The 26825-nt window shown below is 71.2% G+C and carries 26 protein-coding genes; 11 read left to right on the forward strand and 15 right to left on the reverse strand.

From position 1 onward, the window contains the following. Window positions 1-111: 111 nt before the first annotated feature. Together ACFJGV_RS12980 and ACFJGV_RS12985 are read right to left on the reverse strand one after the other, a co-directional pair. A complete protein-coding gene (locus ACFJGV_RS12980; RefSeq protein ID WP_378144378.1) occupies window positions 112-525 on the reverse strand; it encodes a hypothetical protein in 414 nt (137 codons plus the stop codon). Window positions 526-583: 58 nt separating this feature from the next. Continuing rightward, window positions 584-1468, reverse strand: coding sequence for an oxidoreductase (locus ACFJGV_RS12985; protein WP_378144379.1), 885 nt, complete (start codon window positions 1466-1468; stop codon window positions 584-586). Between the two features lie 110 nt (window positions 1469-1578). On the opposite strand from ACFJGV_RS12985, the gene ACFJGV_RS12990 reads away from it, so the two are divergent. Beyond that, entirely contained in the window at window positions 1579-2013 is a 435-nt protein-coding gene (locus ACFJGV_RS12990; RefSeq protein WP_378144381.1) for a winged helix-turn-helix transcriptional regulator, read from the forward strand. A 47-nt stretch (window positions 2014-2060) separates the two neighbouring features. Here the strand turns inward: ACFJGV_RS12990 and ACFJGV_RS12995 are convergent, their stop codons facing one another. From ACFJGV_RS12995 to ACFJGV_RS13035, 9 genes are all read right to left on the reverse strand, one after another. Then, a complete protein-coding gene (locus ACFJGV_RS12995) occupies window positions 2061-3488 on the reverse strand; it encodes an alpha-amylase family protein (protein WP_378144382.1) in 1428 nt (475 codons plus the stop codon). A 50-nt stretch (window positions 3489-3538) separates the two neighbouring features. After that, window positions 3539-3748: a hypothetical protein gene (locus tag ACFJGV_RS13000; RefSeq protein WP_378144384.1), complete on the reverse strand. Its 210-nt coding sequence runs from the start codon at window positions 3746-3748 to the stop codon at window positions 3539-3541. A gap of 82 nt (window positions 3749-3830) precedes the next feature. Further along, window positions 3831-5264: an NAD-dependent succinate-semialdehyde dehydrogenase gene (locus tag ACFJGV_RS13005; protein ID WP_378144386.1), complete on the reverse strand. Its 1434-nt coding sequence runs from the start codon at window positions 5262-5264 to the stop codon at window positions 3831-3833. A 20-nt stretch (window positions 5265-5284) separates the two neighbouring features. After that, entirely contained in the window at window positions 5285-6535 is a 1251-nt protein-coding gene (locus ACFJGV_RS13010) for an iron-containing alcohol dehydrogenase (protein ID WP_378144387.1), read from the reverse strand. Next, complete coding sequence (locus tag ACFJGV_RS13015; RefSeq protein ID WP_378144389.1) at window positions 6528-7301, reverse strand: SDR family NAD(P)-dependent oxidoreductase; 774 nt, start codon at window positions 7299-7301, stop codon at window positions 6528-6530. The genes ACFJGV_RS13010 and ACFJGV_RS13015 overlap by 8 nt, the downstream gene beginning before the upstream one ends. Then, window positions 7298-8167, reverse strand: a complete 870-nt coding sequence (locus tag ACFJGV_RS13020) for an HpcH/HpaI aldolase/citrate lyase family protein (RefSeq protein WP_378144390.1) — start codon at window positions 8165-8167, stop codon at window positions 7298-7300. Before ACFJGV_RS13020 ends, ACFJGV_RS13015 begins: the two co-directional genes overlap by 4 nt. Further along, entirely contained in the window at window positions 8164-9078 is a 915-nt protein-coding gene (locus tag ACFJGV_RS13025) for a hypothetical protein (RefSeq protein ID WP_378144391.1), read from the reverse strand. Before ACFJGV_RS13025 ends, ACFJGV_RS13020 begins: the two co-directional genes overlap by 4 nt. Before the next feature lie 74 nt (window positions 9079-9152). After that, on the reverse strand, window positions 9153-10085 hold the full coding sequence (locus ACFJGV_RS13030; RefSeq protein ID WP_378144392.1) for a 3-keto-5-aminohexanoate cleavage protein: 933 nt from the start codon (window positions 10083-10085) through the stop codon (window positions 9153-9155). Beyond that, window positions 10085-11005 carry a DUF6282 family protein gene (locus tag ACFJGV_RS13035; RefSeq protein ID WP_378144393.1) on the reverse strand — a complete coding sequence of 307 codons (921 nt, stop codon included), beginning with the start codon at window positions 11003-11005 and terminating at the stop codon, window positions 10085-10087. Before ACFJGV_RS13035 ends, ACFJGV_RS13030 begins: the two co-directional genes overlap by 1 nt. Before the next feature lie 204 nt (window positions 11006-11209). Between ACFJGV_RS13035 and ACFJGV_RS13040 the strand changes: the two genes are divergently transcribed. The 7 genes from ACFJGV_RS13040 (at window position 11210) to ACFJGV_RS13070 (ending at window position 17895) form a co-directional block, all read left to right on the forward strand. Further along, window positions 11210-11980, forward strand: coding sequence for an IclR family transcriptional regulator (locus ACFJGV_RS13040; protein WP_378144394.1), 771 nt, complete (start codon window positions 11210-11212; stop codon window positions 11978-11980). Between the two features lie 8 nt (window positions 11981-11988). Further along, the gene (locus ACFJGV_RS13045) at window positions 11989-12870 is read left to right on the forward strand and encodes an ABC transporter permease (protein WP_378144396.1); all 882 of its coding nucleotides are present in this window, start codon (window positions 11989-11991) and stop codon (window positions 12868-12870) included. Then, window positions 12867-13772 (forward strand): ABC transporter permease, encoded by a 906-nt coding sequence (locus ACFJGV_RS13050; protein ID WP_378144398.1) that lies wholly within the window; start codon window positions 12867-12869, stop codon window positions 13770-13772. The genes ACFJGV_RS13045 and ACFJGV_RS13050 overlap by 4 nt, the downstream gene beginning before the upstream one ends. 10 nt (window positions 13773-13782) lie before the next feature. Next, window positions 13783-14931 carry an ABC transporter ATP-binding protein gene (locus ACFJGV_RS13055; RefSeq protein ID WP_378144399.1) on the forward strand — a complete coding sequence of 383 codons (1149 nt, stop codon included), beginning with the start codon at window positions 13783-13785 and terminating at the stop codon, window positions 14929-14931. 68 nt (window positions 14932-14999) lie between these two features. Further along, window positions 15000-16079, forward strand: coding sequence for an extracellular solute-binding protein (locus ACFJGV_RS13060; protein ID WP_378144400.1), 1080 nt, complete (start codon window positions 15000-15002; stop codon window positions 16077-16079). A gap of 63 nt (window positions 16080-16142) precedes the next feature. Further along, window positions 16143-16901: an IclR family transcriptional regulator gene (locus ACFJGV_RS13065; RefSeq protein ID WP_378144402.1), complete on the forward strand. Its 759-nt coding sequence runs from the start codon at window positions 16143-16145 to the stop codon at window positions 16899-16901. A gap of 13 nt (window positions 16902-16914) precedes the next feature. Continuing rightward, complete coding sequence (locus ACFJGV_RS13070; protein ID WP_378144403.1) at window positions 16915-17895, forward strand: cyclase family protein; 981 nt, start codon at window positions 16915-16917, stop codon at window positions 17893-17895. Between the two features lie 118 nt (window positions 17896-18013). On the opposite strand, the gene ACFJGV_RS13075 is transcribed toward ACFJGV_RS13070, so the two are convergent. Together ACFJGV_RS13075 and ACFJGV_RS13080 are read right to left on the reverse strand one after the other, a co-directional pair. Further along, window positions 18014-19387, reverse strand: coding sequence for an MFS transporter (locus tag ACFJGV_RS13075; protein ID WP_378144405.1), 1374 nt, complete (start codon window positions 19385-19387; stop codon window positions 18014-18016). Window positions 19388-19490: 103 nt separating this feature from the next. Next, entirely contained in the window at window positions 19491-21632 is a 2142-nt protein-coding gene (locus ACFJGV_RS13080) for an ArnT family glycosyltransferase (protein ID WP_378144406.1), read from the reverse strand. A gap of 269 nt (window positions 21633-21901) precedes the next feature. Here ACFJGV_RS13080 and ACFJGV_RS13085 point away from each other — a divergent pair, with 269 nt between their 5' ends. Then, complete coding sequence (locus ACFJGV_RS13085; RefSeq protein ID WP_378144408.1) at window positions 21902-22714, forward strand: cytochrome c oxidase assembly protein; 813 nt, start codon at window positions 21902-21904, stop codon at window positions 22712-22714. 43 nt (window positions 22715-22757) lie between these two features. Further along, complete coding sequence (locus tag ACFJGV_RS13090; protein ID WP_378144409.1) at window positions 22758-23633, forward strand: NAD(P)-dependent oxidoreductase; 876 nt, start codon at window positions 22758-22760, stop codon at window positions 23631-23633. On the opposite strand, the gene ACFJGV_RS13095 is transcribed toward ACFJGV_RS13090, so the two are convergent. After that, entirely contained in the window at window positions 23619-23951 is a 333-nt protein-coding gene (locus ACFJGV_RS13095; protein WP_378144410.1) for a hypothetical protein, read from the reverse strand. The two genes, ACFJGV_RS13090 and ACFJGV_RS13095, sit on opposite strands and share 15 nt — an antisense overlap. A gap of 32 nt (window positions 23952-23983) precedes the next feature. Next, the gene (locus tag ACFJGV_RS13100) at window positions 23984-25636 is read right to left on the reverse strand and encodes a thiamine pyrophosphate-binding protein (RefSeq protein WP_378144411.1); all 1653 of its coding nucleotides are present in this window, start codon (window positions 25634-25636) and stop codon (window positions 23984-23986) included. A 197-nt stretch (window positions 25637-25833) separates the two neighbouring features. Here ACFJGV_RS13100 and ppk2 point away from each other — a divergent pair, with 197 nt between their 5' ends. Next, a complete protein-coding gene (gene ppk2, locus ACFJGV_RS13105; protein ID WP_378144412.1) occupies window positions 25834-26733 on the forward strand; it encodes a polyphosphate kinase 2 in 900 nt (299 codons plus the stop codon). Window positions 26734-26825 lie beyond the last annotated feature (92 nt).

The raw sequence follows: 26825 nt of genomic DNA on the forward strand, positions 1-26825 counted from the left end.
GGATAGGATGCGGTGCCTCCAGCGTAGGCCACCCCCGTTTTCGCGCCCTCTCTAGCGTCTCGCGCGCCCACTGGGCACGCGAGAGGTCAGACAGGCCGCGAAACCCGGCGCTCAGGGGCGTCCGAGCGCGGCCCGCCGGCGGCGGACGGCCGAACCGATCGCCACGCCGATCACCCCGACCACCACCGGGATCACCACGCCGAGCACGATGATCGCGATCAGGGCGGTGATGTAGCTCGGCAGCAGCCCGCCGCCCAGGAAGTACACCGCGAGCAGCGGCAGGAACGCGAGCAGCATGAGCCACGCCACGCGCGGCTGGCGCGAGACGGCGAGGATGCCGAGCGCCAGCCACACCGCAGAGACCCAGAGCACGACCGGCAGCACGAGGCGCCACGAGTCGTACAGCGCGGCGGGCAGCACCTGTGGCCCGGGGGTGGCGAGGGAGGGATTGCCGGTGATCAGGAGGACGGCGACGACGACACCGAGCACGCCGAGGAGAAGGGCGACCACACCGAGACCGCGCACGTTCTTCCCCCTGGAGTGCTGAGCAATGCTTCTCTCCCAGCGTACCCCCGGGGTCTCGTCAGGGGCGACCGCCGATGCTGTCGAGCTCGCGGATGTCGTCCGCCGAGAGGATGGTGGCGGACCCGGCGATGTTCTCGCGGAGGTGCTCCACGGAGGAGGTGCCCGGGATCAGGAGGATGTTCGGCGAGCGCTGGAGCAGCCAGGCCAGCGCCAGCGGGAGTGGAGCGGATCCCACCCGCTCGGCGACGGTCGACAGCGCCTGCGCCTGCAGCGGGCTGAATCCGCCCAGCGGGAAGAAGGGGATGTACGCCACCCCCTCGTCCGCCAGCCGATCGATGAGCTCGTCGTCACCCCTGGTGGCGAGGTTGTAGCCGTTCTGCACCGACACGATCGGCGCGATCGCCTGTGCCTCCGCGACCTGCTGGGCGGTCGCGTTGCTGAGGCCCAGGTGGCGGATGATCCCCTGCCGCTGCAGGTCCACGAGCGCCGCGAAGGCCTCCTCGACCGGCTCGGGGACGGGTCCGGTGGCGTCGCCCATCCGCAGGTGGACGAGGTCGAGGTGCTCGAGGCCGAGGGTCTCGAGGTTGTCGTCGATCTGGCGACGCAGCTCGTCGGGCTTCCGCGCCGTCGGCCAGCCGCCCGCCGCATCCCGTCGCCCTCCCACCTTCGTGGCGACCACGAGGTCGGGTGCGTAGGGGTGGAGTGCCTCGCGGATCAGCTCGTTGACGACCTTCGGGCCGTAGGACTCTGACGTGTCGATGTGGGTGATGCCGCTCTCGACCGCTGCTCGCAGCACCGCGCGGGCGGCGTCCCGGTCCTTCGGCGGTCCGACCACGTACGGGCCGGCCAGCTGCATCCCGCCGTATCCGAATCGGGTGACGCTCCTGTCGCCGAGGGACCAGAGTCCGCCGGGGAGGTCGGTGGTGGTTGCTGTGCTGTTCATCGGGAGCCCTTCCGACCGCTCGCGGGCCGAGCGGTCATCCAGCACTCTCGGCCAGTCGCTATCCTTTGGGAAGTAGTTACCCAGAAGTGCGTAGATATCCGGGGAGTGGGATGGCGACTCTGACCGCCGCCGAGAGGCGGGCGCGGGCCAAGACGGAGTACAACGCGTTCCTGTCGGTGTGCCCGAGCCATCAGCTGCTCGGCCGGATCGCCGGGAAGTGGGTCACGCTCGTGCTGTCGGCCCTCGGGAGCGGGCCCGACTGCGACGGCGATCCGCGGCCGATGCGCTACTCGGAGCTGTCGCGCGTGCTGGCCGGCGTGAGTCCGAAGATGCTCTCGCAGACGCTGCGCTCTCTCGAGCGCGACGGCCTCGTCGAACGCACCGTCACGCCGACCGTCCCCGTCACCGTGAGCTACGAGCTCACCGATCTCGGCCTCTCGCTCCACCAGACCGTGCGCCGGCTCAAGCGCTGGTCGGAGGATCACCGCGACGAGGTGTCCGCCCGGCAGTCTGCATACGACGAGGCGCACCAGCCCGCATCCTGACGCCCGCGCTGTCACGACTCTGCGTCGACTCGCGACTTCCGGCCCTCTCAGGGCGAGATGAAGGGCGGGATCTCGCGACTCGACGAGATCATGCGGGCGAGCTCGCGGCGCGGCGGGCCACGCGGGCTTGGGGGCTGCGGGCTACGCGGGCTCGGCGACGAGCCAGCCGCCCGGGGGACGAGCAGGTCGTCGCCCTCCGCGGTGGCCTCGCCCGCGACCGGGATGTGCGGGGTGCCCACCGGGAGCCGCCGCGGCTCCGACGACGGGTTGAGCGCGGTGATGACGGCGCCGCTGCCGGTGGCGGTGCGCAGCACGATCCACTCGTTCTCGAGCTCGACCACGTCGGTGTGGGCGCTGTGCAGCCACGGGTGCCGTCGCCGCACCGCGATGAGCTGTTCGTGCGCGCGCAGCACGGCGGCGGCGTCGCTCGAGAGCTCGCCCGGCGGGGGTGGTGTCGGCGGGAACTCGGGACGGACAGCGTCGTCGCCGCCCAGGCGCGCCTCCTTCACCCCGCGGTAGGCGTACTCGTCACCCGCGTAGACCGAGGGCACTCCGGCGACCGTGAAGAGCACGGCGGCGGCGTGCGGCACGAGCTCGGGGCCGACGGCGGAGGCGATGCGGGTGACGTCGTGGTTGCCGATGAACGTCGAGGGGATCGACTGCCGCAGCAGCTCGTTGCCGCGTTGCACGGCGTGCGCCAGCTCGAACAGGTTGCGGTCGGACAGCGCGTGCCAGATCCCCTGCCAGAGCTCGTACTGGGTGAGCGAGTCGATGGTCGACTCCGCCACGAAGTCGCTGCCGACGCCGTGGATGACCTCGCCGCTGAACCACGCGTCCGGATGCCGTTCGCGCACGCGCGGCAGCACCGCCGCCCAGAAGGAGGCGGGCACCGCGTAGGCCGCGTCGAGGCGCCAGCCGTCGATCCCGCGGTCGAGCCAGTGGGTCATCACCTCGACGACGTGATCGCGCACCGCCTCCGACTCGTGGTTCAGCACGACGAGCGCGTCGTGCCCCTCGAAGACCTGGGCCGGCACGTCGTCGCCCGGGCTCCACTCAGGGCTCGAGCCCCAGTCGATCCGGAACCGATCGGCGTACTCCGACTCGGGGCCGTGCTGCTCGACGTCGACGAACCACGGATGTGCCCGGCCGACGTGGTTGAAGACCCCGTCGAGCAGCACCCGGATGCCGCGACCCTCCGCCTCCGCGAGCAGCCGGTCGAGGTCGTCGCCGTCGCCGAGCCGGGGGTCGACGGTGAAGTGGTCGAGGGTGTCGTACCCGTGCGACGTCGAGGTGAAGACCGGGCCGAGCTGGAGACCGTTCAGGCCCAGCTCGATCACGTGGTCGAGCCAGCCGGCGATCCGGTCGAGGCGATGCGTCACCTCGGCCACCGGCTTCTCGGGCCGGATCTCGGCACCGACGAACCCGAGCGGATACACCTGCCACCAGAGCACGTGCTCCGTCCACTCCGCGGTCATGCCCTCACGCTAGCGCGGCCTGCGGCCCGGCGCTCTGATCGTGCCAGAGCTCAGAAGCCGCTTCCCATGCCGGCGCCCGTGCCGCGCGAGTGGTGGCCGATGCCCGCGGCCGCCTGGCCGTCGGTGTGGCCTCGGCCGGGGGTGTCGCGCGAATCGAGGTGGTCGGCGTAGTCGCGGGCCCGGCGTTGCCGCACGAACATGATCGCTCCGATCACCGCCAGCACGAGGGCGAACCCGCCCAGGATGAAGAGGAAAGTCATCGGATGCTCCCTTCGTCGTTCCTCCCACGTTAGAGGTGCACCGCGTCCAGCCCCGGGCCTCGGAGGGACTTCGGAGGTCGCGTCACGCCGTCAGTGCGATGTACTTCTCCTCCAGGAACTCGAGGATCCCCTCGCTCGCTCCCTCGCGGCCGAGACCACTCTGCTTCACGCCGCCGAACGGCGCCGCGGGGTCGCTCACCACGCCGCGGTTCACCGCCACCATCCCCGCCTCGAGCCGCCGCGCGACGGCCATCGCCTCGCGCTCCTCGCCGAAGACGTACGCCATCAGGCCGAACACGGTGTCGTTCGCCATCCGGATGGCGTCGTCGACGTCGTCGTACGACACGATGGCGGTGACGGGTCCGAAGATCTCGGTGGCGTTGATCTCGGATCCGTGCCGCACGCCGGTGAGGAGGGTCGCGTCGTAGAAGGCGCCGGTCTCCGAGCGCCTCCCTCCCGTGACGACGTCCGCTCCCTCGGCCACGGCCGAGTCGACGAGGGCGGCGACCTTGTCGCGCTCCCGCACCGACACGAGCGCCCCGAGCTGGTTCGACCGGTCGAGGCCCGACCCGACCGACACCCGCGAGAGCGCCTCGGCCATCCGGCGCACGAACTCGTCGTGCAGGCTCGAGTGCACGTAGAAGCGGTTGGCCGCGGTGCAGGCCGATCCGCCGTTGCGCATCTTCGCCAGCAGCGCCTCGGGCACCGCGATGTCGAGGTCGGCACCGGGGAGGACGAGGAGGGGCGCGTTGCCGCCGAGCTCCATCGACGCGCTCACGACGGTGTCGGCGCAGGCGTGCAGCAGCTCGCGGCCGACCTCCGTCGAGCCGGTGAACGAGAGCTTCCGCACGGCCGGATGCGCGAGCATCTCAGCGACGAGCGGCCCGGTGGGCACCGGGGTGACCAGGCCCACCACCCCGCGCGGCACGCCGACGCGCTCGAGCACCTCGACCATGTAGGCGGCGGTGAGCGGCGTCTCGCGGGCGGGCTTCAGGATGACCGTGCAGCCCGCGGCCAGCGCGGGCGCGAGCTTGCGAGTGGCCATGGCCGCGGGGAAGTTCCACGGCGTGATGAGGAGCGACACCCCGATCGGCTGGCGGTCGACGACGATCCGCTTGTCGCCGGCGGGAGAGAGGCGGTAGTCGCCGGGGATGCGCACCGCCTCCTCGGCGAACCAGCGGAAGAACTCCTTGGCGTAGTTCGCCTCGCCCATCGCATCCGACCATGACTTGCCGTTCTCGCGCACCATGATCTCGGCGAACAGCTCGACCTCCTCGGTGAGCAGGTCGTACGCGGCGCGGAGCAGTTCACTGCGCACCCGCGGCGGGGTCGCCGCCCAGCTCTCCTGGGCGGCCGCGGCCGCCTCGACGGCGGCGAGGCAGTCGGCGCTCGTCGCGACCGGGAAGTCGGCGATGGTGCTCCCGTCGGCGGGGTCGATGACCGGGAAGGTCGTGCCGTCGCCGCCCTCCCGCCACTCGCCGTCGATGTGGAGTGCGGCCCTGTACGTGTTCGTCATGTCGTCTTCCGGATCGGGAGTCAGCGGCCGCGGTGGACCGAGGAGTCGAGGAGCGAGCGGTGCCCGGAGTGGGCGGCCCGCAGGATGGAGAGGAGCACACCCGGGTCGGAGCCGACGGGCGAGATGCCGACGAGCCGCTTCGATCGCAGCGCGAGCTCGGCGATGTGCTCGAGCTGGGCCTCCTCGACGCCGATCTCGGCCAGGCTGGTCGGGATGCCGATCTCCCGGCAGAGGTCGGCGATCCGGTCGACCGCGTCCTGGGCGGCCACCGTGTCGTCGGGCTCGGTGCCGCCGAGCACGCGGTCGATCTCCGCCAGCCGCTCGGGCACGACGGCGACGGCCGCTTGGAGCACGTACGGGATCATCAGCCCGGTGCCGAGTCCGTGGGGCGTCTTCGTGATCGCGCCGATCGGATACTGCAGCGCGTGCGAGAGGTGGGTGCCGGTCGGCCCGAAGGCCATACCCGCGAGGAGGCTGCCGAGCGCGACCTGCGCGCGGGCCTCCCGGTCGGAGCCGTCGCGGACCGCGCGCGCCAGGAAGGGCGCGATGTGCCGGATCGCCTCCAGCGCGAGCGGAGCGGCGAGCACGTTGCGGCCGGTGAACAGCGGCAGCTGCCCCGCCCAGTCGAGCGGCACCGCGGCCGCGGTGTACGACTCGAGGGAGTGCACGAGGGCGTCGATGCCGGAGTGGGCCGTGACCGACGGCGGGGCTCCGAGCGTCAGCTCGGGATCGACGACGGCGGCGACCGGCACGAGGTGCGGGCTCGAGATCCCGATCTTCATCTCGATGTCCGGATCGGACACCACCGCGACCGGCGTGACCTCCGATCCGGTGCCCGCCGTGGTCGGCACGGCGACGATCGGGAGGATCGGGCCCGGCACGGCGTTCTCACCGTAGTACCTGCTGAGGGGGCCGCCATGGGCCAGGAGGGTCGCGATGAGCTTCGCCGCATCGATGGCGCTTCCGCCGCCGTACGCCAGCACGACCTCGGGGTCGGCGCCGGCCACCGCCTCCGCGGAGGCGGTGAGCGATCCGACCGGCAGCTCCGGCTGCACGCCCGTGTGGGTCGTGACCTCGAGCCCGAGGGCCTCGATCGAGGCGAGCAGGGCGACGAAGTCGGGCGAGCCGGCGAGGAACGGGTCGACCACGGCGAGCACACGCCGACCGTGCTCGGCCAGGAGGGCCGGGACCTGCGCCCGCACGCCGTATCCGACGTGGATGCGGGCGGGCAGTCGCAGCGTGCCGACCGCGTCGGCGAGGGTGTCAGGCACTGAATCCTCCGTCCACCGGCAGCACCACGCCGCTGATGTGGCTCGCGAGGTCGCTCAGCAGCCAGGCGGCCGCCTCGCCGACCTCGCTGCCGGTCCCCGCCTTGCGGAGCGGGGTCGCGGCGATGCGCGCCTCGACCCCGCCGGGGATCGCCTCGCGGGTCTGCTGCAGCATCGGCGTCTCGGTCGGGCCCGGAGCCAGCGCGTTCACACGCACGCCCACCGGCCCGTTGTCGTGCGCGGCGGTGCGGGTGAGCCCGATCACAGCGTGCTTCGTCGCCTGATAGGCGCCCATGCCCGAGCTGCCGCGGAGCCCGCCGATGCTGCTCACGTTCACGATCGAGCCGGATCCGGCGGCGCGCATGACGCGCAGCTCCTCGCGCAGGCACAGCCAGGTGCCCTTCACGTTCACCTGCAGGATGCGGTCGAAGTCGGCCTCCGAGACCTCGTCGAGCCGGCCCGCCTGCGTCATGGCCGCGTTGTTGAAGGCGCCGTCGAGCCCGCCGAAGCGCTCGACCGTGGCATCCACGATCCGCGCGACGTCGGTGGCGACGCTGATGTCGCCGGTGACCACGTCGACCTCGGCGCCCGTCGCCGACAGCTCGCCGGCGATCCGGTCGAGCGGCTCACGCGTGCGGGCGGCGAGCATGAGCCGGGCTCCGTGTCGGGCGAGCACGCGCGCCGAGTCGGCGCCGATCCCCGCGCTCGCGCCCACGATCAGCACGGTCTTGCCCTCGAGCAGTCCGGTCGTGCGTCCTTCGTCCGTCATCGTTCTCCTCCTGCTGTCGGTGCCGAGTTTGTGGTCTGCGCTGGATCTGTCTGTGCCGTGTCCGTGGCCTGCGCCGAGCGCGTCCGGATCGAGCGGCCCGCGGCGACCGCCGCGGCCGCCGCCGCACCCAGCATGCTCGCGTCGTTGCTCATGAGGGTGAAGGCGTACCCCGCGTCGGTCGACGCCTGCACGGCCGAGGCGGCGGCGCCGCCCGCGTTGCCGACGGGCACGCCGACCCCGAGCGAGTCGCGCACGGCGCCCTCGATCAGGGCCACCACATCCGGATGCGCCTCCGTCTTGCCCTCGCTGGTCGACAGGTCGGCGGCGCCGATCAGCAGCGCGTCGACGCCCTCGACCGCGGCGATGGCCGACGCGTTCCGCGCCGCCTCGGCGCTCTCGATCTGGGCGATCAGCACGACCTCCTCCTGCCCGTAGCGCAGGTACTCGTCGCGCGGGACCGCGCCCCAGGCGCCGGCGCGGCTCGTGCTCCCCACCCCGCGGGTGCCGAGCGGGGGGAAGCGGATCGCGCGGGCCGCGGCTCGCGCCTCGTCGGCGGTGTCGACGTGCGGCACCATGATGCCCTCGGCGCCCGCATCCAGCAGTCGCTGGACGATGCCCCCGTCGAGGGCCGGGATGCGCACGATCGGCGAGACGCCGGTGAGGAGCGCGACGCCGATGTGGTGGAACGCGCTCTCGATGCTCATCGCGGAGTGCTCGAGGTCGATCACGATGAAGTCGAATCCGGCCAGCGCCATGAGCTCGACGCTCTCGACCGCGGGCAGCTTCACCCAGGTGCCGAGCGCGGGGCCGCCGGTGCGTGCGAGCGCCTGCCGGAACAGGCTCCAGCTGCGGGGGAGTATCGTCATCGGGCCGGGTACTCCTCGGCGTTCAGCACCCAGCCGGCGTCCGAGAAGTCGTCGCGCGGCGGGGAGAAGATGTCGATGAGCTGCTGGTGCTCGCCGACGCCCTGCGTGGTGTGCACGGTGGGCGGCGGGATGATGCAGATCGACGGGCTGCCGATCTCACGGCTCTCGTCGGGCCGCCACTGCGTCGAGTCGGGCCCCCACGGGTAGCGGATGTGGTGCACGAACCGGCCCTTCACGGCCAGCGAGATCTGCTCGAAGTCGTCGTGGTGGTGGGGCGAGAGCTTCTCCGGGTTCCGTGGTGTGGGCTCCTCGGCGAGGAAGTTGACCATGACGGTGGTGGTGCGGAAGATCCGCCCGAACCGCCCCTCGGCGATCGGGGTCTCGGCCAGCGGGTACACGCGGAGCGTGAATCCGCCCACCGGGTCGGGCCACGGCGTCACCGGAGTCGCTCGCAGGTCGGGCTCGGCGTACGCCTCGGCGTTGAGCGAGACCTCGACGAGGTCGTCCGCCCGGGTCGAGAAGAGACGGATCACCGGCCCGTCGGAGAGCACCTCCACCGCGCTGTCGCCGGGCGGCACCACGACCAGCGCCTCCTCGTCGACCTCGGCGGCCTGCTCGCCCACGACCACGCGGATCGCCGCGCTGTCGGAGGTGAGGAGCACCGTGTACTCGTCGGGCTGCCCGGTGCGCGAGAGCACGTCGCCCGCCTTCGCCTCCGCGTAGGCGACGACGAGGTTGGCGGCGCGCGCGATCCAGGTCACCCCGCCCGAGGTGCTGCGCTCGGTGGGCTCGTGGTCGTGGAACGCGATCCACTGGGCCGGCTTGATCGGGGTGGACGGGTCCACCGCCCGAGCGGGCTGGGGCCCGGTCGCGAGGCGCGACCGGATGTCGTCGGCGGCGTACATGGTCATGGGGTCTCCTTGGTCGGCGGGCGGCTCGTTCTCCGGATGCGGGGCGAGGCGCGGGGGATGGCGCGGCAGGCGCGTCAGAGGGTGACGCCGGCCCGGCCCTTGAGGCCGAGCATCCGGCGGGCGTCGTCGGGGGTCGCGATCGGGCGACCGAGGTCCTCGACCACGGCCCGGATCTTGCGCACCTGCTCGGCGTTGCTGGTGGCCAGCCGGCCCTTGCCGATCCACAGGCTGTCCTCGAGGCCCACTCGCACGTTGCCCCCGAGCCAGGCGCTGTGCGTGGCGAACTGCATCTGGTGGCGCCCCGCGGCGAAGGCCGAGAAGTAGTAGTCGTCGCCGAACAGCTTGTCGGCGATGGCGACCATGTGGGTGAGGTTCTCGTGGTCGGCGCCGATCCCGCCCAGGATGCCGAAGACGCCCTGGATGAGGAACGGCGGCTTCACGAGGCCCAGGTCGACGAAGTAGGCGAGGGAGTAGAGGTGGCCGATGTCGTAGCACTCGAACTCGAAGCGCGTGCCGAGCCCCTCGCCTAGCTCGCGCAGCGTGTGCTCGATGCGGTCGAACGAGTTGATGAACGGGTGCGAGTACGTGTTGAGCACGTACTGCTTCTCCCAGTCGTGCTTCCAGTCGTCGATCCGATCGGCGATCCCGGAGTAGACGAAGTTCATCGAGCCCATGTTGAGCGAGGCCAGCTCCGGGGCGAACCGGAGGGCGCCGGCCAGGCGCTGGTCCATCGTCATCGCCGACGACCCGCCGGTGGTGATGTTGATCACCGCATCGGTCTGCTCGAGGATGCCGGGCACGATCTGCTCGTAGATCTCCGCCTCCCAGGCGGGCCGACCGTCGGGGTGACGGGCGTGGAGATGGATGATCGCGGAGCCCGCCTCGACCGCCTCCAGCGCCGACGCCACGATCTCCTCGGCGCTCAGCGGCAGATAGTCGCTCTGCGACGGCACGTTCACCGATCCGGTGATCGCTGTGCTGATCACCACCTGTTCCGCGGTGCGCATCAGTTGCTCTCCTCGAGGCCGAGGAGGAACGCGGTGTTGCGGCAGATCATCTGTCGGATGTCCTTCTCGGCGACCCCGTGGTCGAGGAGCTGCTGGATGACGTAGATGTAGCCGTCGACGGGCAGCGGGTTGATCTTCTGGCCGAGGTCGGAGTCGATGACGGTGCGCTCGGGCCCGATCCGCTCGATCCAGTCGACGAGCTGCTGGATCGGGAAGCCGGGCGCCTCGACGGCCGGGTGGTACATCGAGAGCTCGTGCTCGACGAACGCGCCGTAGCCGATCATCTCCTCCACATCGCCCTGGCTGGCGTTGATGATGAAGTCGGGGTGGTGCAGCAGCAGCCTGCGGACACCGTTCTCCTTCGCGGTGGCGAAGAAGGCCTTCATCGACTCGGCGTCGAGGTGTCCGCCCGAGAGCATGATGTCGGCCTCGGCGATCAGCTGCGTCACGCGCACCGTCTCGGCCGACACGTTGCCGTCGGCGTCCCAGATCGACTCCTCCTTCTCCTCGAGGTTCGCCCCCGCGGTGGGGAAGCCGTCGTCGTGGCTGTGCGCGCGGATGTGCTGACCCGCCGACACGGTCGGTCCCCACACGGCACGTCCGCCCATCTGGATGGCGACGGCGACGGCGGAGGGGTTGATCCCGCCGACCTCCGAGTTGAGGGCGACGCCGCCGTACGCCGGTGTGGGGGCGTCCTTCAGCTGGTCCTGCATCGCCAGCAGGTCCATGACGGTGTTGTGGTGGTGCGACTTGATGAGGATCGCCCGCATGTTGATCCGCGCGGCGTCGTAGGACGCCTCGACGTGGTTGAGCCGGCGCGGGAAGGGGCTCGGCCCCGAGTGGACGTGCAGGTCGACTGCTCCGTCGAGCACCTTGAGAAGCGCGGGGGATGGTGTGGTCATGTCGTCGGCGACGAGCATCCGAGGACCTCCTTGTGTTCGGAATGCGTGCGTGGCGTTCAGCATATGGACTGACGAGTGACATGTCCACTCGGAATTGAGCCAACTGTGACGTCATCGTGTCGGTGATGGTTCGCAATGTGGAAATGGGGATTGCATTATGAACAGCGGATTGCTTTACTGAACGAGTCCACGACCCGAGCCCTCGATGAGGAGGTGAGGCCCATGTCCGATCCCGGTGAGCAGTCCGACGGTTCGCCCGTCATCGCGCTGCAGGAGTCGGAGCGAGGCGGCATCCAGTCGATCGAGCGCGCGGCCGCCGTGCTGGCGCTCTTCGACCAGAAGACGCGGGCCCTCACCCCCGCGCTCGTCTCGGAGCGGCTGGGACTCAACCGGACCACGGCCCACCGCTACCTGCTCTCGCTGCAGGCGTCGGGCTTCCTCAGCCCCTCCTATGGGCCCGGGCCCCTGATCGACCAGCTCTCGGGTCTGGTGTCGGGCCGGCAGCAGATCCTCGCGCTCGCCCCCGCCGTGCTCCGGCACCTCTCCGACCAGACGGGGCTGACCGCGGTGCTGAGCTTCCTCGGCCGATCGGGTGCGGTCGTGGCCCTCGTCGAGGAGGCGAACGCGGGCACCATCGTGCTCACCGTGCGGGTGGGCACGGTGCTCGAGCGCAAGGCGGCCCAGTCGCGCGTGCTGCTCGCCTTCCAGTCCGATCCCTCGGTGCTCGCCCGGCTGCAGGCGGGGATGGAGCAGGACGAGGTGCGCCGCGAGAACGCCGAGCTGGCCCTCGTCCGCCGTACCAGAGTGGCCTGGGCCGACCTCGGCCGCGTCGGACTCGCGTCGGTCGCCGCCCCGGTCTTCGGCGAGAACGACGTCCAGGCGTCGATGGCCGTGCTCGGCACGACGACCATGCTGCCGCCCGCGGAGTCGGATCACCTGGTCCAGCTCCTGCAGGAGGCGGCCGACCAGCTCAGCACCATCGTGAACGGATGACGGGACCCATGACGACGACCTCACGACCCCTCCGCCGGCCGCGGCCCTCGTGGCTCCTGCTGGTGCCCGCCCTGGCACTGCTCGCCGTGGTGCTCCTGGTGCCGCTCATCCAGAGCCTCGTGCGCAGCTTCGGTCTGCCGGGCTTCACGCTCGACCACTACACATCGCTCTTCACCGACGGGGTCACGATGACGGTGCTCGGCAGGACGGCGGCCACCGCCGCGGTCGTCACCGTGGTCGCCTTCCTTCTCGGCTATCCGTACGCCTACCTGATGACGAGGGTCGGACCGCGAGCGCGTGCCGTGCTCCTCGTGATCGTGCTCATCCCGTTCTGGACCTCGGTGATGGCGCGCAACTTCGCGTGGATCATCATCCTGCAGCGGGGCGGGCCGGTGTCGAACGTGCTCGAGTTCTTCGGGGCGGGCGACGTCGTGCTGCAGGGCAGCGTGGTGGGGGTCACGATCGCGATGAGCCAGGTGCTGCTGCCCTTCATGGTGCTGCCGCTGTTCAGCTCGCTCGGCAGCATCGACCGCAAGCTCCTGCTCGCGGCCCGCGGGCTCGGGTCGTCCCCGCTCGTGGCCTTCTGGAAGATCTACTGGCCGCTCTCGCGGGGTGGCGTGGTGTCGGGCCTCATCCTCGTCTTCACCCTCAGCCTCGGCTTCTACGTCACGCCCGCGCTGCTCGGCTCGCCCCAGCAGTCGCTCATCGCTCAGCTGCTGGCGCAGCGCACCACCCAGCTGCTCGACTTCGCCGGCGCCGGGGCCCTCGGGATGCTCGTCCTCGTGGTCACGCTGGTGCTCGTCGCCTGGGCCAACCGGGTGGGCGGCACGATCTCGGCCATCGGCGTCGTCTCGACGTCGCGCACGTCCCGCACGAAGGAGGACGCATGAGCACCTCGCTCGACGACGTCGACCGCCTCGACGAGGTCGACGGCCTCGCGGAGGGCGGCCGCTCCGGCGCCTCGCGCCCGGGCCGCACCAGTGGCGTCCGCCGGCCGCGCTACCGACGTGTCGATCCCGTGCCGTGGTGGCTCGTGACCATCGGCGTCCTGGTCGCGCTCTACTTCATCCTGCCGACGCTCGTCGTCATCCCGCTGAGCTTCAGCTCGAGCGCCGCGTTCGAGTTCCCGCCGAAGGAGCTGTCGTTCCGCTGGTACGAGAACTTCTTCACGAACAAGGCGTGGATCGGGTCGCTCGGCAACTCGCTGCTCGTCGCCGTGCTCGCCGCGGCGATCGCCACCGTCGTGGGGACCGCGGCCGCGATCGGGCTCAACAACCTGGCGGGCCGGTTCGCCGCCTTCCTCCGCACGCTGCTGATGGTGTCGATGGTCACGCCGGCGATCGTGATCGCGGTCGCCGTGTACATCTCCTTCCTGCAGTGGCACCTCACCGGCACCGTGCTCGGGTACGTGCTCGCCCACGCGGCCCTCGGCGTCCCGTTCGTGCTGGTCTCGGTCTCGAGCGCGCTCGGCGGGTTCGACAAGCGGCTGCTCCGCGCCTCCGCGTCGCTCGGCGCCACGCCGTTCCGGTCGTTCCTCCGGGTCACGCTCCCTCTCATCAGCCGGGGGATCGTGACGGGCGCGATCTTCGCGTTCGTCACCTCGTTCGACGAGGTCGTCATCGCGCTGTTCCTGCGGTCGCCGACGTTCCAGACGCTGCCCGTGCAGATGTACAACAGCGTCACGTTCGAGCTCGACCCCACCATCTCCGCGTCGTCGAGTCTCGTCGTCGTCGCGGTGACCGTCATCCTCCTGGTGCCGCTGCTCCTCGGCACCCGCAAGAAGTCCCGATAAGGAGAGCACCGTGACCATCTCCCGCCCCGCCACGACCACGCCCGCCCAGGCGCCGTCCGCCCCCGAGCCCGCCCGTCAGGGAACCCAGATCCGGCTCACCGAGGTCACCAAGGACTACGGACTGGCCAGCCCCGCGGTCGACCACGTCTCGCTCACCATCGAGCCCGGCGAGTTCATGACCCTGCTCGGCCCCAGCGGATCCGGCAAGACCACGACGCTCAACCTCATCGCCGGGTTCGAGACGCTCACCTCGGGCACCATCGCGCTCAACGGCACCGACGTCGGATCGCTTCCGCCGCACAAGCGCAACCTCGGGATGCTGTTCCAGAACTATGCGCTGTTCCCGCACATGACGGTGGCGCAGAACGTCGCCTATCCGCTCAGGGAGCGTCGGGTGCCCAAGGTGGAGATCGCGCGGCGAGTCGCCGACGTGCTCGCGCTGGTGCAGCTCGAGGGACGCGACTCGCACTACCCCGCTCAGCTCTCCGGAGGGCAGCAGCAGCGTGTGGCGCTCGCCCGCGCCATCGTGTTCAACCCCAACGCGCTGCTGCTCGACGAGCCGCTCGGCGCCCTCGACCGCAACCTCCGCGGTGCCCTGCAGACCGAGATCCGGCGGATCCACCGCGAGGTGGGCTCGACGTTCGTGTTCGTCACGCACGACCAGGAGGAGGCGATGAACCTCTCCGACCGCATCGCGCTCTTCAACAGCGGGCACATCGAGCAGATCGGATCACCCGAGGAGCTCTACCGCGCACCCGACACCCTGTTCACCGCCCGCTTCCTCGGCGACTCGAACGTCTTCGACCTCGGCGAGGGCGCCGTGGGCGCCGAGGCCCGGTGGGAGGACGAGACCTGGGCGATCGACCCGTCGACCGTCACCGCGCATCCCGGAGCCGCCTCGCACAGCGCGATCGTCGTGCGGCCCGAGGACGTCCAGGTCGCGCGCAGCGCCGACGCGGTCCCCACCGGGGTCAACAGCGTGCCCGCCCGGGTGCGCGACGTCGAGTACATGGGCGCCTACCGCACCGCGCTGCTCGACCTCGGTCACGCAGCCCGGCCCGGCCGGGCGCGGCTCGAGGCGCTCGACTCCACACTCTCCCTCGGCGACCAGGTCGTCGCGTGGTGGCGCCCGGAGCGCCAGCGCGTGGTCGCGGCCTGAGCCGGCATCCGAAGACCCACCCACCACACAGCGCCCGTCCGCGGGCAACCGACAGGTAAGGAACGACAATGGTGTCCAGATCCAAGAAGGTGACCCTCGCGGTCGGCCTCGTCGCCGTCACGGGGATGCTCGCAGGCTGCTCCGGCGGCGACACGGGGGGCGGCGGTGGCGGAGGCTCCACCGACGCCGCCACCACGATCACGTTCGTCGGCTACGGCGGTGACGGGCAGCAGGCCCAGATCGACGCCTGGCAGACGCCCTACACGGAGGCGCATCCGAACGTCACCTTCGTCAACACCTCGCCGCCCGACGTGGCGCAGGTGAAGGCGCAGGTCGAGAGCGGCAGCGTGCAGTGGGACGTCATGGCCACCGCCCCGTACGCCGCCCAGCAGAACTGCGACACGCTGTTCGAGCCGCTCGACCTGTCGGGCATCGACCAGTCCGATCTCGTCGAGGGCACGGTCGGCAAGTGCTACCTCGGCAACTGGATCAACGCCACGCCGATCGCGTACCGCACCGACGCCTTCCCCGCCGGCCAGGGCCCGAAGACGGTGCAGGACTTCTTCGACAAGGAGAAGTTCCCCGGCCAGCGCGGCATCGTCACCAACCTGCAGAACGGGATACTCGAGTACCCGCTGCTCGCCGACGGCGTGAAGCCCGACGACCTGTACCCGCTCGACGTCGACCGCTCGCTCGAGAAGCTCGACAGCATCCGCGACGTCACCACCTTCGCTCCCAACGTCGGAGCGCTGCAGCAGGCGGTGCAGGGCAACCAGGTCGACATGTTCCTGCTGCCCGACTCGCGACTCGTGCCGCTGCTCAAGGGCGGCATGGACATCACCGTCGTCTGGGACGAGACCGTCGCCTCGCTCAACGCCTTCGCGGTGCCGAAGGGGTCGCCGAACAAGGCGGCCGCGGAGCAGTTCATCTCGAGCGTCGTCGAGCCGGAGCAGGTCGCGAAGATCTCAGAGCTGCTCGGAGTCGCGCCGGTGAACAAGTCGGCGAAGCCGCAGCTCGACGAGTTCACGAAGCAGGTCGAGGTCTACGGTCCCGCCAACACCGGGGGCACCGTGCTGCAGGACGTCGACTGGTACGCCGAGAACTTCAACGACGTGTCGAACAAGCTCACCACCTGGCTGAACGGCTGACCGGTGTCGAGCCGGGCGCCTCGTCTCCAGACCGATGTTCTCCCCCTGAAATACGCTTCAGGCATGGTGAACACCGGAACGACGGGCGAGGCGCCCGGCTCTGACATCCAGGCGGTGACCCGAGCGGGCCAGATCTGCGCCCTGTTCGGGCCGGGCACGGCCGAGCTCACCGCCGCCGACGTGTCGGAGCGGCTGGGCCTGAACCGCACCACCGCCTACCGCTACTGCATCTCGATGGTGACGGCGGGCATCCTGGATCGCGGCACCACCAAGGGCACGTTCGTGCTGGGCGAGCTCATGCTGCGGCTCGGGATCCAGGCGCTGCGGCGCCGACCCGTGGTCGACCTGGCTCCGCCCCTCCTGGCGCGGCTCAGCGAGGCCACCAGGATGACCGCGGTGCTGAGCCTCTGGAGCAGCCGCGGACCCGTGGTCACCCTGGTCGAGGAGGACCGCACCCGGCCCGCCGTCGTCACCGTCCGACCGGGCACCGAGCTCGACCGCACCGCGGCGCAGGCCCGGGTGTTCCTCGCCCACCAGCCCGATCAGCGCGGGCTCGAGGCCCTGAGCCTCGGCGCGTCGCCCACCGAGCGCGCTGAGCTCGAGGCCGCCGTCTACACCGCCCGGCGCACGGGCTACACCATCACCGAACTGCCCGGCGGGGTCATCGCCGCGGCGGCCCCCGTCTTCGGACCGGAGGGCATCGCCGCCACGGTGGGTCTGCTCGGAACCGACTCGAGCATCGACCTGTCGGCGGGTTCCCCCGCCGTCACCGAACTGCTCGCCGTCACCGCCGCCCTCACGGAGGCGCTGACACACCGATGAGAGAGAAGCCGACGTGATCGTCCCCCGCTACGACGAACTCCTGAAGGCCGATCCGCCCGGATCCAGCTGGCAGGTCTTCGGCCCCGACGATCACCTCGGCACCATCAACTTCCTCACCCCGGCCCGAGTGGCCGAGGCGGCGCGCCTCATCCGCACCGGACGCCGGTTCGGGCTCGACCACACGCTCACGGCGTTCGAGCCCTATCCCACCGGCACGCGGCGACCGCTGGAGCACCACCTCTTCTCGACCAACACCTGGCATCGCGACGACTGGGTCGACTCCCTCTACCTGCAGTCGTCGTCGCAGATCGACGCGCTGCGGCACATCGGGCATCCGCAGCACGGCTTCTACAACGGGCTGCGTCCCGCGGACAACACGGCCGACTCGACCGCCCTCGGTGTGCACGAGTGGGCAGCGGCGGGCATCGCCGGCCGCGGGGTGCTCCTCGACGTGCCGCGCTGGTTCTCGCAGCGGGGGGTGCCGTACGCGGCCGACCAGACGGTGCCGATCGAGGCGTCGATGCTCGACGACATCGCCGAGTCACAGGGCGTGACGTGGCAGGGCGGCGAGATCCTGCTGCTGCGCACCGGATGGGCGGAGCAGTACCTCGCGAAGACCCCCTCGCAGCGCACCTCCACCCCGTGGCGACAGGCGCCGGGCCTCGCGCAGCGCGAGTCGATCCTGCGCTGGCTGTGGGATCACGAGATCGCGCTCGTCGCCGCCGACAACCTCGCGGTCGAGGCCGACCCCGTGCTCGAGTCGGACTTCCGTGTGCCGGGCGAGGTGCCGCCCGCCTCGGGCGTCGACCACGGCGGGATGCTGCACCGCCCGCTGATCGCGCTGCTCGGAATGGCGCTCGGCGAGCTGTGGCGCCTCGACGAGCTCGCCGCCGACTGCGCCGCCGACGGCGTCTACGAGTGCTTCGTCACGTGCAAGCCGCTCAACCTCGTCGGCGCCGTCGGCTCGCCCCCCAACGCGATCGCGTTCAAGTAGCCCGCGCCCGCCCGCGCCCGCACCCGCGGCGGCGGCGCGGATATGGCACTCGTGGTGGGCTCCGGCTCTCGGAACCCACCACGATTGTCAGATCCGCGCCCCAGCGGCGCGGGACGGGCTACTTCGACCAGGCGTAGATGCCGCGGCGCTGCTCCTCCTCGGCGCCCGGGCGGAGGTTGATGCCGCGGCGGTCGCGCAGGAGCAGGGTGGCGACGAGGCCGATGATCGTCATGCCCAGCAGGTAGAGGGTGACGGAGACCGTGGTGCCGGTGGCCTGCTGCAGTGCGGTCGCGATCGTGGGGGCGAAGGCGCCGCCGAGGATGGAGCCGATCGCGTACGAGATCGAGACGCCCGAGAAGCGCACGGAGGCGGGGAAGAGCTCCGAGTACCACGCCGCCTGCGCGCCGTAGGTGAGGCCGAGGCCGGTCGTGAGCAGCACGAGCCCGAGCCCGAGGAGCACGATGTTGCCCGTGTTCACCAACGGGAAGAGGGTGACGACGAAGATGCCCTGCAGCACCCATCCGATGACGTAGGTGGTGCGGCGGCCGATGCGGTCCGAGATCCAGCCGGCGAGGAACGTGAAGATCAGCCAGAACACGCTCGACACCGTCACCGCCCAGAGCACGGATCCGCGGTCGAGGCCGAGCGGGCCGCTCGGGTTGGTGGCGTAGTTCTGGATGTAGCCGCCCGTCGTCATGTAGCCCACCGCGTTGTTGCCGGCGAACACGAGCGCGGCGAGGATCACGAGGGGTGCGAAGTGGCGGAGGAGTCGCCCGATGGGGGCGCGGGTCTGCTCCTTGCGGGCGGCGATCTCCTCGAAGACCGGGCTCTCCTCGACGCTGCGGCGCACCCAGTAGCCGACGGCGACGAGCACCACCGAGAACAGGAACGGGATGCGCCAGCCCCACTCGAGGAACGCATCGCCCGGGAAGATCAGGTTCATGATGGCGAGCATCGCGCTGGCCAGCAGCAGGCCGATCGGCACGCCGATCTGCGGCATCGCGCCGAAGAGCCCGCGGCGCTCGCGGGGAGCGTGCTCGACGGCCATCAGCACGGCCCCGCCCCACTCGCCGCCGGCCGAGACGCCCTGCAGGATGCGCAGGAGGATGAGCAGGATGGGCGCGGCGATCCCGATCACCCCGTAGGTCGGCAGAAGGCCGATCAGGGTGGTCGAGACGCCCATCAGGATGAGCGTGATCACCAGCATGGGCCGACGGCCGATCTTGTCGCCGAAGTGCCCGGCGAGGAAGGCCCCCAGCGGACGGAACAGGAAGCTGATGCCGACGGTGAGGAACGACAGCAGCGTCGCGATCGCCGGGCCGGCCGGCTCGAAGAACAGCTTGCCGAACACCAGACCGGCGGCGGAGGCGTAGATGAAGTAGTCGTACCACTCGACCGTCGTGCCGACGACGGTCGCGATCGCGACGCGGCGGCGGTCGACCGTGAGGGCGATCGTGCCGGTGGGGGTGAGAGAGGGCGAAGCGGCGGACATCGAGCACTCCTTTGTGACGTCTCCGGATGACGCGGCAGCGCGTCCCGAGCGATCATATACGATTCTCTCGACGGATGCACCCCCTTTGCGGGTCAGGACCTCCTCATCGACACCCCCAGAGGATCGTCTGGTCGGCGGGGTCCTCATCGCCGCTCGAGGCCTTGCCGGAGCGACCCTGCCCGGTGGTGAACGCGCCGAGGCGCTGGCACCGCCCGTCGGCCGTCGCCTGCTTCACGGGATCGTCGCTCGACGCGGTCCCCTTGACCGCGAGCACGTGCAGCCGGCCGGAGGCGATGAGCGCGTCGATGTCGGCGGCGCTGAAGACGGTGACCCTGCCCGAGTATCCGCCGTCGGTGAGCACGCTGGAGCCGGTGGCGCTGATGATGTCGGCCGACAGCGCCCACGAGTCGCTGAGGAGGAGGGGCTCGCCGCCCTGTCCGCCTCCGGCCGCGGATGCCGCGGTCACCACCGCCTGCTCCGCCTGGTCGAGCGACGGTGTCCCGCCCCACGGCGCGGGCACGGAGGGTGCGAACCCGTGGGCCTCCGGGGTACCGCCGGGCTTGATGCCGACGTAGGCGTCGCCGCCGCTCCCGTCGCGCCCGGAGTCGATGACCTGCGAGGAGTAGAGGACGGGCCCCGCCAGCAGGAGCACGGCGACGAGCACCGCGAGAGCACCCCCGGCGGCTCGCCCGCCCGCCACCGTGCCCGTGCCCGTGCCCGTGACACGCGTGCGCGCATCCGCGACACGACCGCCCGCATCCGTGACACGTCCACCCGCACCCGCCTCGCGTACGCGCCCCCGCCGGAGCAGCACGACCACGCCCACCGCCGCCCCGAGCACGACCACGGCGAGCAGCACCTCGAGCACGAGCGGCATGCCGCCCACCACGGCCAGCACGCCGGCCCAGGCCGGGGTGACGAGCAGCAGCACCACCCCGGTGATCCTCACCGCTCGTCGAGGTGAGCCCAGCATCCGCCGGATCTGCACCCAGGCGACCGCGGTGAGCAGCGCGAGCTGCACCCCCAGCGCGGCGACGTACGCGGTGTGGGGCACGTGGGCGACGGTGAGGACGGCGGCGGCCGTGACGAGCCACACCGCGAGCACGACGACCAGGGCACCGCGCGAGCGATCCGCCGTGTTCGACGCCATCCGGACCCCGCCCCGGACCCCGCCCCCGACCGCGGGCGCCCGCCGCCCCCTCCACCAGACCACGACGGAGAGCATGATCGCGACGACGGCCGCCGGGTACAGCCACCCGATCTGAGTCACGTACATCGGATCGAGCAGCTTGAGCATCGACTTGCCCGGATCCGCCGCAGCCGCGGACGAACCCCCAGGAGCGACGACGAGGTGCGTAATCATCGACACGAGCGACGTCTCGCTGCGCGGATGTCCGGTGGACACCGCGGACGACCCCACGGCCCCGGGAACCGCCCCGGGCAGGAGTCGATCGATCCCGTTGTAGCCGAAGACCATCGCGAACACGTTGTCGTCGGTGGATCCGTCGATGTACGGCCGCGAGGAGGCGGGCACCAGCTGGATCGCCGTGATCCAGGCCACCGACGCGACGACCGACGCGACGAGCAGCGCCGCTGTGTCCCGCATCCGACGGCGCAGCCGCCCGGACGCCCAGAACAGCGTGCCCACCGCGAGCGCGGGGAGGATGAACCACGCCTGCGCCATCTTCGCCTGGAACCCCACCCCGATGAAGACCCCTGCGAGGAGCAGAGGCCACAGCCTGGCGCTGATCATGGCCCGCTGCCAGAACAGCAGGGCGACGGCGAGGCTCATGGTGAGCAGGCCGTCCTCCATCGGGTGCCCGAACATCGACACCAGGATGGGGGTGGAGGCGGCAGCGGTCCCCGCGACGAGCCCAGCCCCGGGGCCGCCCCACCGCAGTCCGATCAGCGAGCAGGCCCACACGGTGACGAGTCCCTCGATCACCTGAGGCAGCGCCACCGCCGAGGTGCTCATCCCGAACAGGGCCACGGAGGCGGCCTGCGGGACGGCGAAGCCCGACAGCTTGTCGAGCGTGACCGTGGCCGCGGGGTCGAAGGCGCCGAACAGCAGCGCCCGCCACGACTCCGACATCGATCGCGCCGACGCCTCGTAAAACGAGAAGTCGCCGCCGCGCGAGAGGTTCCAGGTGGTGAGCACCGCGGCACCGAGGAGGACGAGGGCGAGGCCCATCCGGAATCGGAGGGGCTGCCTCCACCACCGGGCCGGGTGTGAGGGTTCGTGCACTCGGTCACGGTGGACCCGGCTCCGACGCATCCGCTATGGATGCGCTGACCACAGCCTGTGCGGATGCCGCCAGCCGGCTTGGAGAACCGACGCCGACATCCGCATCACCCAGAGTCCTGTTCCCGGCTCGCTCTCGGCTTGCCGGTCGGAGAATCGATCCGGACCGACGACATCGGCCCGTCCGTGCGACACGAGGAGCAGCCACGCCCGACATCCTCACCGTCCTCACGGCCTGGCGCTTCGACCCGCTGGCCACCGCGGTCCTCGTCGTGTCCGCCGCTCTCTACCTCGGGGGTGTGCGGCGTCTCCACCGCACCGGCGTGCGCTGGCCCGTGCGGCGCACGCTCGGGTTCCTGCTGGCCGGCCTCGGCTCGTACGCGGTGATCGAGTTCGGCTTCCTCGCCGTCTACGGGCCCGAGCTGCGCTTCGCGTTCAGCACCCGGATCGCGCTGCTGCTGTTCGTCGTGCCCGTGCTGCTGGCGACGGGCAAGCCGCTCGAGCTCGCTCGGCTGACCCTCCGCGGTCGCGCGGCTCGGGTCTTCGCGTCCTTCGAGCGGTCGCGGGTCACCCGCTTCCTGGGCAACGCGGCCGTGGGCACCGTGATCGCGGTCGCGCTGTTCTGCACCTTCCTCACCCCGATCTCGGGCTGGGCCCGCACCACCCCGTGGGCCGACACCGCCGTGGGTCTCCTCATCCCCCTGATCGGATCGGCCGTGGTGCTTCCGCTCGCGGGGATGGCGGTCGTGACGAGCCTCGCGCTCGCGGCGGAGTTCATCCTGGCCTTCGCCGAGCTCGTGCTCGACGCCATCCCGGGGATCGTGCTCCGGCTGAACGACGGAATCCTCGACGGCGTGCCCGCGCTCGTCACCTCACCGGCCTGGTTCCCGTCCACCCTGCGTGACCAGCAGATGTCGGGCGACCTGCTGTGGCTGATCGCCGAGGTCGCCGACATCCCGATCCTCATCCTCCTCTTCGTGCGCTGGGCGCGACTCGACCGTCGCGAGGCCCGCCGGGTCGACGACCTCGACGACGCGGAGCTCGAGGAGCTCACCCGCCAGCACCTCCGTCGCCGCGACGGCTGAACCCGTGATCCCCGACACCGCCGGCATCTGAGAGGATGCGGGTGTGGATCGTGTGGGCTTCCTCGGACTCGGGATCATGGGCGCACCCATGGCGCTCAACCTCGTGCGCGCGGGTGTCGCGCTGACGGTCTGGAACCGGTCGGAGGACTCCCTCCGCACGCTCGAGGCGGAGGGCGCCCGGCGCGCTCGCGACGTGAGCGACCTGTTCGAGCGCTCCGACGTCGTGATCGTGATGCTCGCGAACAGCGAGGCCGTCGACGCCGTGCTCGACCGGGCCGCGGGTGGGATCGCTGCTCTCGTGCCCGGGCGCACCATCGTCACCATGAGCACGCTCCCTCCGGAGTACTCGCGTCGCCTCGCCGCCGAGGTGAGGGCCGCCGGCGGCGAGTACGTGGAGGCTCCCGTCTCGGGATCCCGCCGTCCCGCCGAGGAGGGCGCACTCGTCGGCATGACGGCGGGCGACCCGGACGCTGTCGAGCGGGTGGCGCCGCTGCTGCAGCACCTGTGCGCGTCCGTCACCTACTGCGGTGAGATCCCCTCGGCGCTGAGCATGAAGCTCGCCGTCAACGTCTTCCTCATCAGCGTGGTGACCGGCCTGGCCGAGTCGTTCCACTTCGCCGAGAGCCACGGGCTCGACACGGGCCTGCTGCGTCGGATCCTCGACGCCGGGCAGATGGCCTCGCCGATCTCGGCGATCAAGACCCGGAAGCTCGTCGAGCGCGACTGGGAGGCCCAGGCCTCCATCCGCGACGTGCTCATGAACAACACGCTGATCACGACCGCGGCGCGGGAGGCGGGGATCCCCAGTCCGCTCCTCGACGTCTGCGAGCGGCTCTACACCGACGCGGTCGTCCGCGGCGACGGCGCCCTCGACATGGCCGCGGTCATCCGGGCGATCGGCGGCTCAGACCTCGCCTGAGCGCGGGTCGCGCACCGTCCACCCGACACCCTCGAGGGCGGCGCGGAGGCGCCCCGCCGCCCACTGCGCATCCGCGAAAGTCGCCGTCGAGAAGACGTCGACGGCGAGGGGCGGCGGATCGCCGAAGCGGGGGATCTCCACCTCCGCCCAGGAGCTCGCCCCGAGCGGGACCCGAGGCGTCGCCGTGCCCGCGCCCACCACCTCGCCGTCGGCGACGAACGCGATCACGTCGAGCGCGTCGAGCTTGCCGACCGGCAGGTCGACGACGAGCGTCACGACGTGGAGCAGATCCTCGGCGGTCGGATCGGGAGAGGCCATGCGCCCATCCTGCCCCTGACTAGCCCGCCAGGTCAGGAGTTCACGCGGACGATCTCGAGCTGGTACGGCGCGATGACCGAGCCGGAGATCCGCAGGTCGAGCACGAGGAACGGGCGCGTGTCGGCGGGCTCCGCCGCCCAGGACTCGAGGCGGGCGAGATCGGCGAGCTGCCGGACGACCACGCCCTCGGCTCCGACGGAGGCGGCGAGCCCGGCGAAGTCGACCTCGGGGATGCGCATGGGGCCCTCGGCCAGACCCTTCAGTCCGTAGAGGTTGACCTCCGCGCCGTACGCGGCGTCGTTCCAGACCACGGCGATCCCCCGGCCGCCCGCGCTGCGCACCGCCGACTCGAGATCGGCGAGCGCCATCAGGCCGCCGCCGTCGCCGGTGGTGAGCACGATGGTCGACTCCGGATGCGCGGCTGCGGCGCCGGGCACGCTGCCGAATCCGAGGCCGATCGACTGGTAGGCGGTGCCGACCATGATCATCCGGTCGGGGGAAGCGACCGGCCAGTACATGTTCGCCCAGCCGAGGAAGTGGCCGCCGTCGCTCACGACGACGCGGTCCTCGGGCAGCAGGCGGGCGATCGCTGCGGCCGCCGACCGTGGGTCGAGGCGGCCGTCGAGGGCGAGCTCATCGCCCTGGTCGTAGGTGCGTGCGGCCGCGACGTCGACGGTCTCGCGCCAGCCGGACGGTGCGGCGCCCCGATCGCGCACACGCGAGACCAGCGCCTCTGTGGCGAGCCGCGCATCCGCTCGCACGTAACCCGACACGAACGGATGCGTCGCCGTCGGGGCGATGTCGATCTGGTGCACGACGGTGCCGGGGCCGAACAGGTCGCCGAAGCGCATCGTGAACTGGTTGAGGCCGGCGCCGACGACCACCGCCACGTCGGCGGTGCGCACCAGCTCCATCGCGCCCTCGGCGCCGAAGCCGCCGGCGACGCCGAGGTCGTAGCGTCCGTCGGGGAAGACGCCGCGACCGAGGGCGGTGGAGGCGGTGAGGGCCCCGGTCGCCTCGGCGAGCTCACCCAGTGCGGGGCCGGCGCCGGCCAGCCAGGCGCCGCGGCCGGCCAGGAGGAGCGGACACTCCGCGCGCGCGAGGTCGGCGGCGACCGCGTCGAGCCGCGCCTCGGCCATCGGATGCGCGACACCCAGCGGCTCGGGGTGGCGCGGCTCGGGCGCCGGCGGCACCGGGCCGGCGTCGGCGTGCACGATGTCGTAGGGGATGGCGAGCACGACCGGCAGCCGGTACGCGAGGGCGTGCTCGACTGCGATCCCCACCGTCTCGGCGGCGTCGGTGCGGCCCACCGTGTAGGTGCGGGCGCCCACGGCGGACGCGAGCGCGATCTGGTCGACGCCCCACGGCCGCGGGCCCGAGGTGGGCTCGTCGCCCACGACGAGCAGCAGCGGCACCCGGGCCTGCACCGCCTCGGCCAGGGCGGTGAGCGTGTTGGTGAAGCCGGCGCCGTACGTCGCGGTGGCGGCCGCGAGGCGTCCGGAGGCGCGGTGGTGCGCATCCGCCGCCACGACGCCGGCGGCCTCGTGCCGCACCGCGGTGTAGACCACGTCGGTGTCGCGTTCGAGCGCGTCGAGGAAGTAGGCGTTGCCGTTCCCCATCACCCCGAACACGTGGTCGACGTAGGCGGAGAGGGTGGAGGCGACGTGTGCGGACACGGACGGCATGGCGGAGCCCTTCGAGACGGTACGGAGTGTGAGCCGTGTGTGTCTCGCCCGCTCCTGCGCCGGAGTGGCTGCGTGCCCATTTTTCGAGCACCGACGTCGCGGCATCCCAGCACCGCGCATCCGCCTGACGCCGTCGAGTATACGACCGCCCGAGCGCGAGACACGCGGCGTTCACCCGGGCGGGGCATGATGAGCACGTGTCACAGCAGCAGTCACTCCGGGAGTACATCGAACGCCTCCGCAACGAGGGGTACAGCGTCGCCGACGGCCACACCGCCGATCCCGACCTGATCGACCCCCAGGGCAACCCCGTCTACACCTGGCAGGAGGGGTACCCGTACGAGACGCGCATGGAGCGCGACGCCTACGAGTACGAGAAGTACCTGCTGCAGATCGAGCTGCTCAAGTGCCAGTACTGGATGGAGGACACCGGTCGCAAGGCGATCATCCTCTTCGAGGGCCGCGACGCCGCGGGCAAGGGCGGCACCATCAAGCGCTTCACCGAGCACCTCAACCCCCGCACCTCGCGGGTCGTGGCGCTGAGCAAGCCGACCGAGCGGGAGCGCGGCGAGTGGTACTTCCAGCGCTACGTCCAGCACTTCCCCACGTCGGGCGAGATCGTGCTGTTCGACCGCTCCTGGTACAACCGTGCCGGCGTCGAGCGCGTGATGGGCTTCGCCACCGACGACGAGTACGAGACCTTCATGAACCAGGCTCCGGTGTTCGAGCGGATGCTCGTCGACTCGGGCATCCACCTCACCAAGTTCTGGTTCTCGGTCTCGCAGAAGGAGCAGCGCACCCGGTTCGCTCTGCGCCAGCTCGATCCGGTGCGCCGCTGGAAGCTCTCGCCCATGGACCTCGAGTCCCTCGGCCGCTGGGACGACTACACGGCGGCGAAGGACGAGATGTTCCGCCGCACCGACAAGCGCTACGCGCCGTGGACGATCATCCGCTCGAACGACAAGAAGCGCGCCCGCATCAACGCGATGAAGTACTGGCTGAGCCGCTTCGACTACGACGAGAAGGACACCTCCGTCGTGGGCAGGCCCGATCCGCTCATCGTCATGCGCGGCAAGGCGGAGGACTTCGGCGAGTAGCCCTCCGTTTGGCCTGACGCGCACGCTCCTGGCCAGGATGCGTGCTGTCGCGCGCGAGGAGGTGGTGCCCGCGACGCCGTCCCGTAGATTGG

Origin of the sequence: Cnuibacter sp. UC19_7, assembly GCF_042699995.1 — a bacterium.
Classification (GTDB): domain Bacteria; phylum Actinomycetota; class Actinomycetes; order Actinomycetales; family Microbacteriaceae; genus Cnuibacter.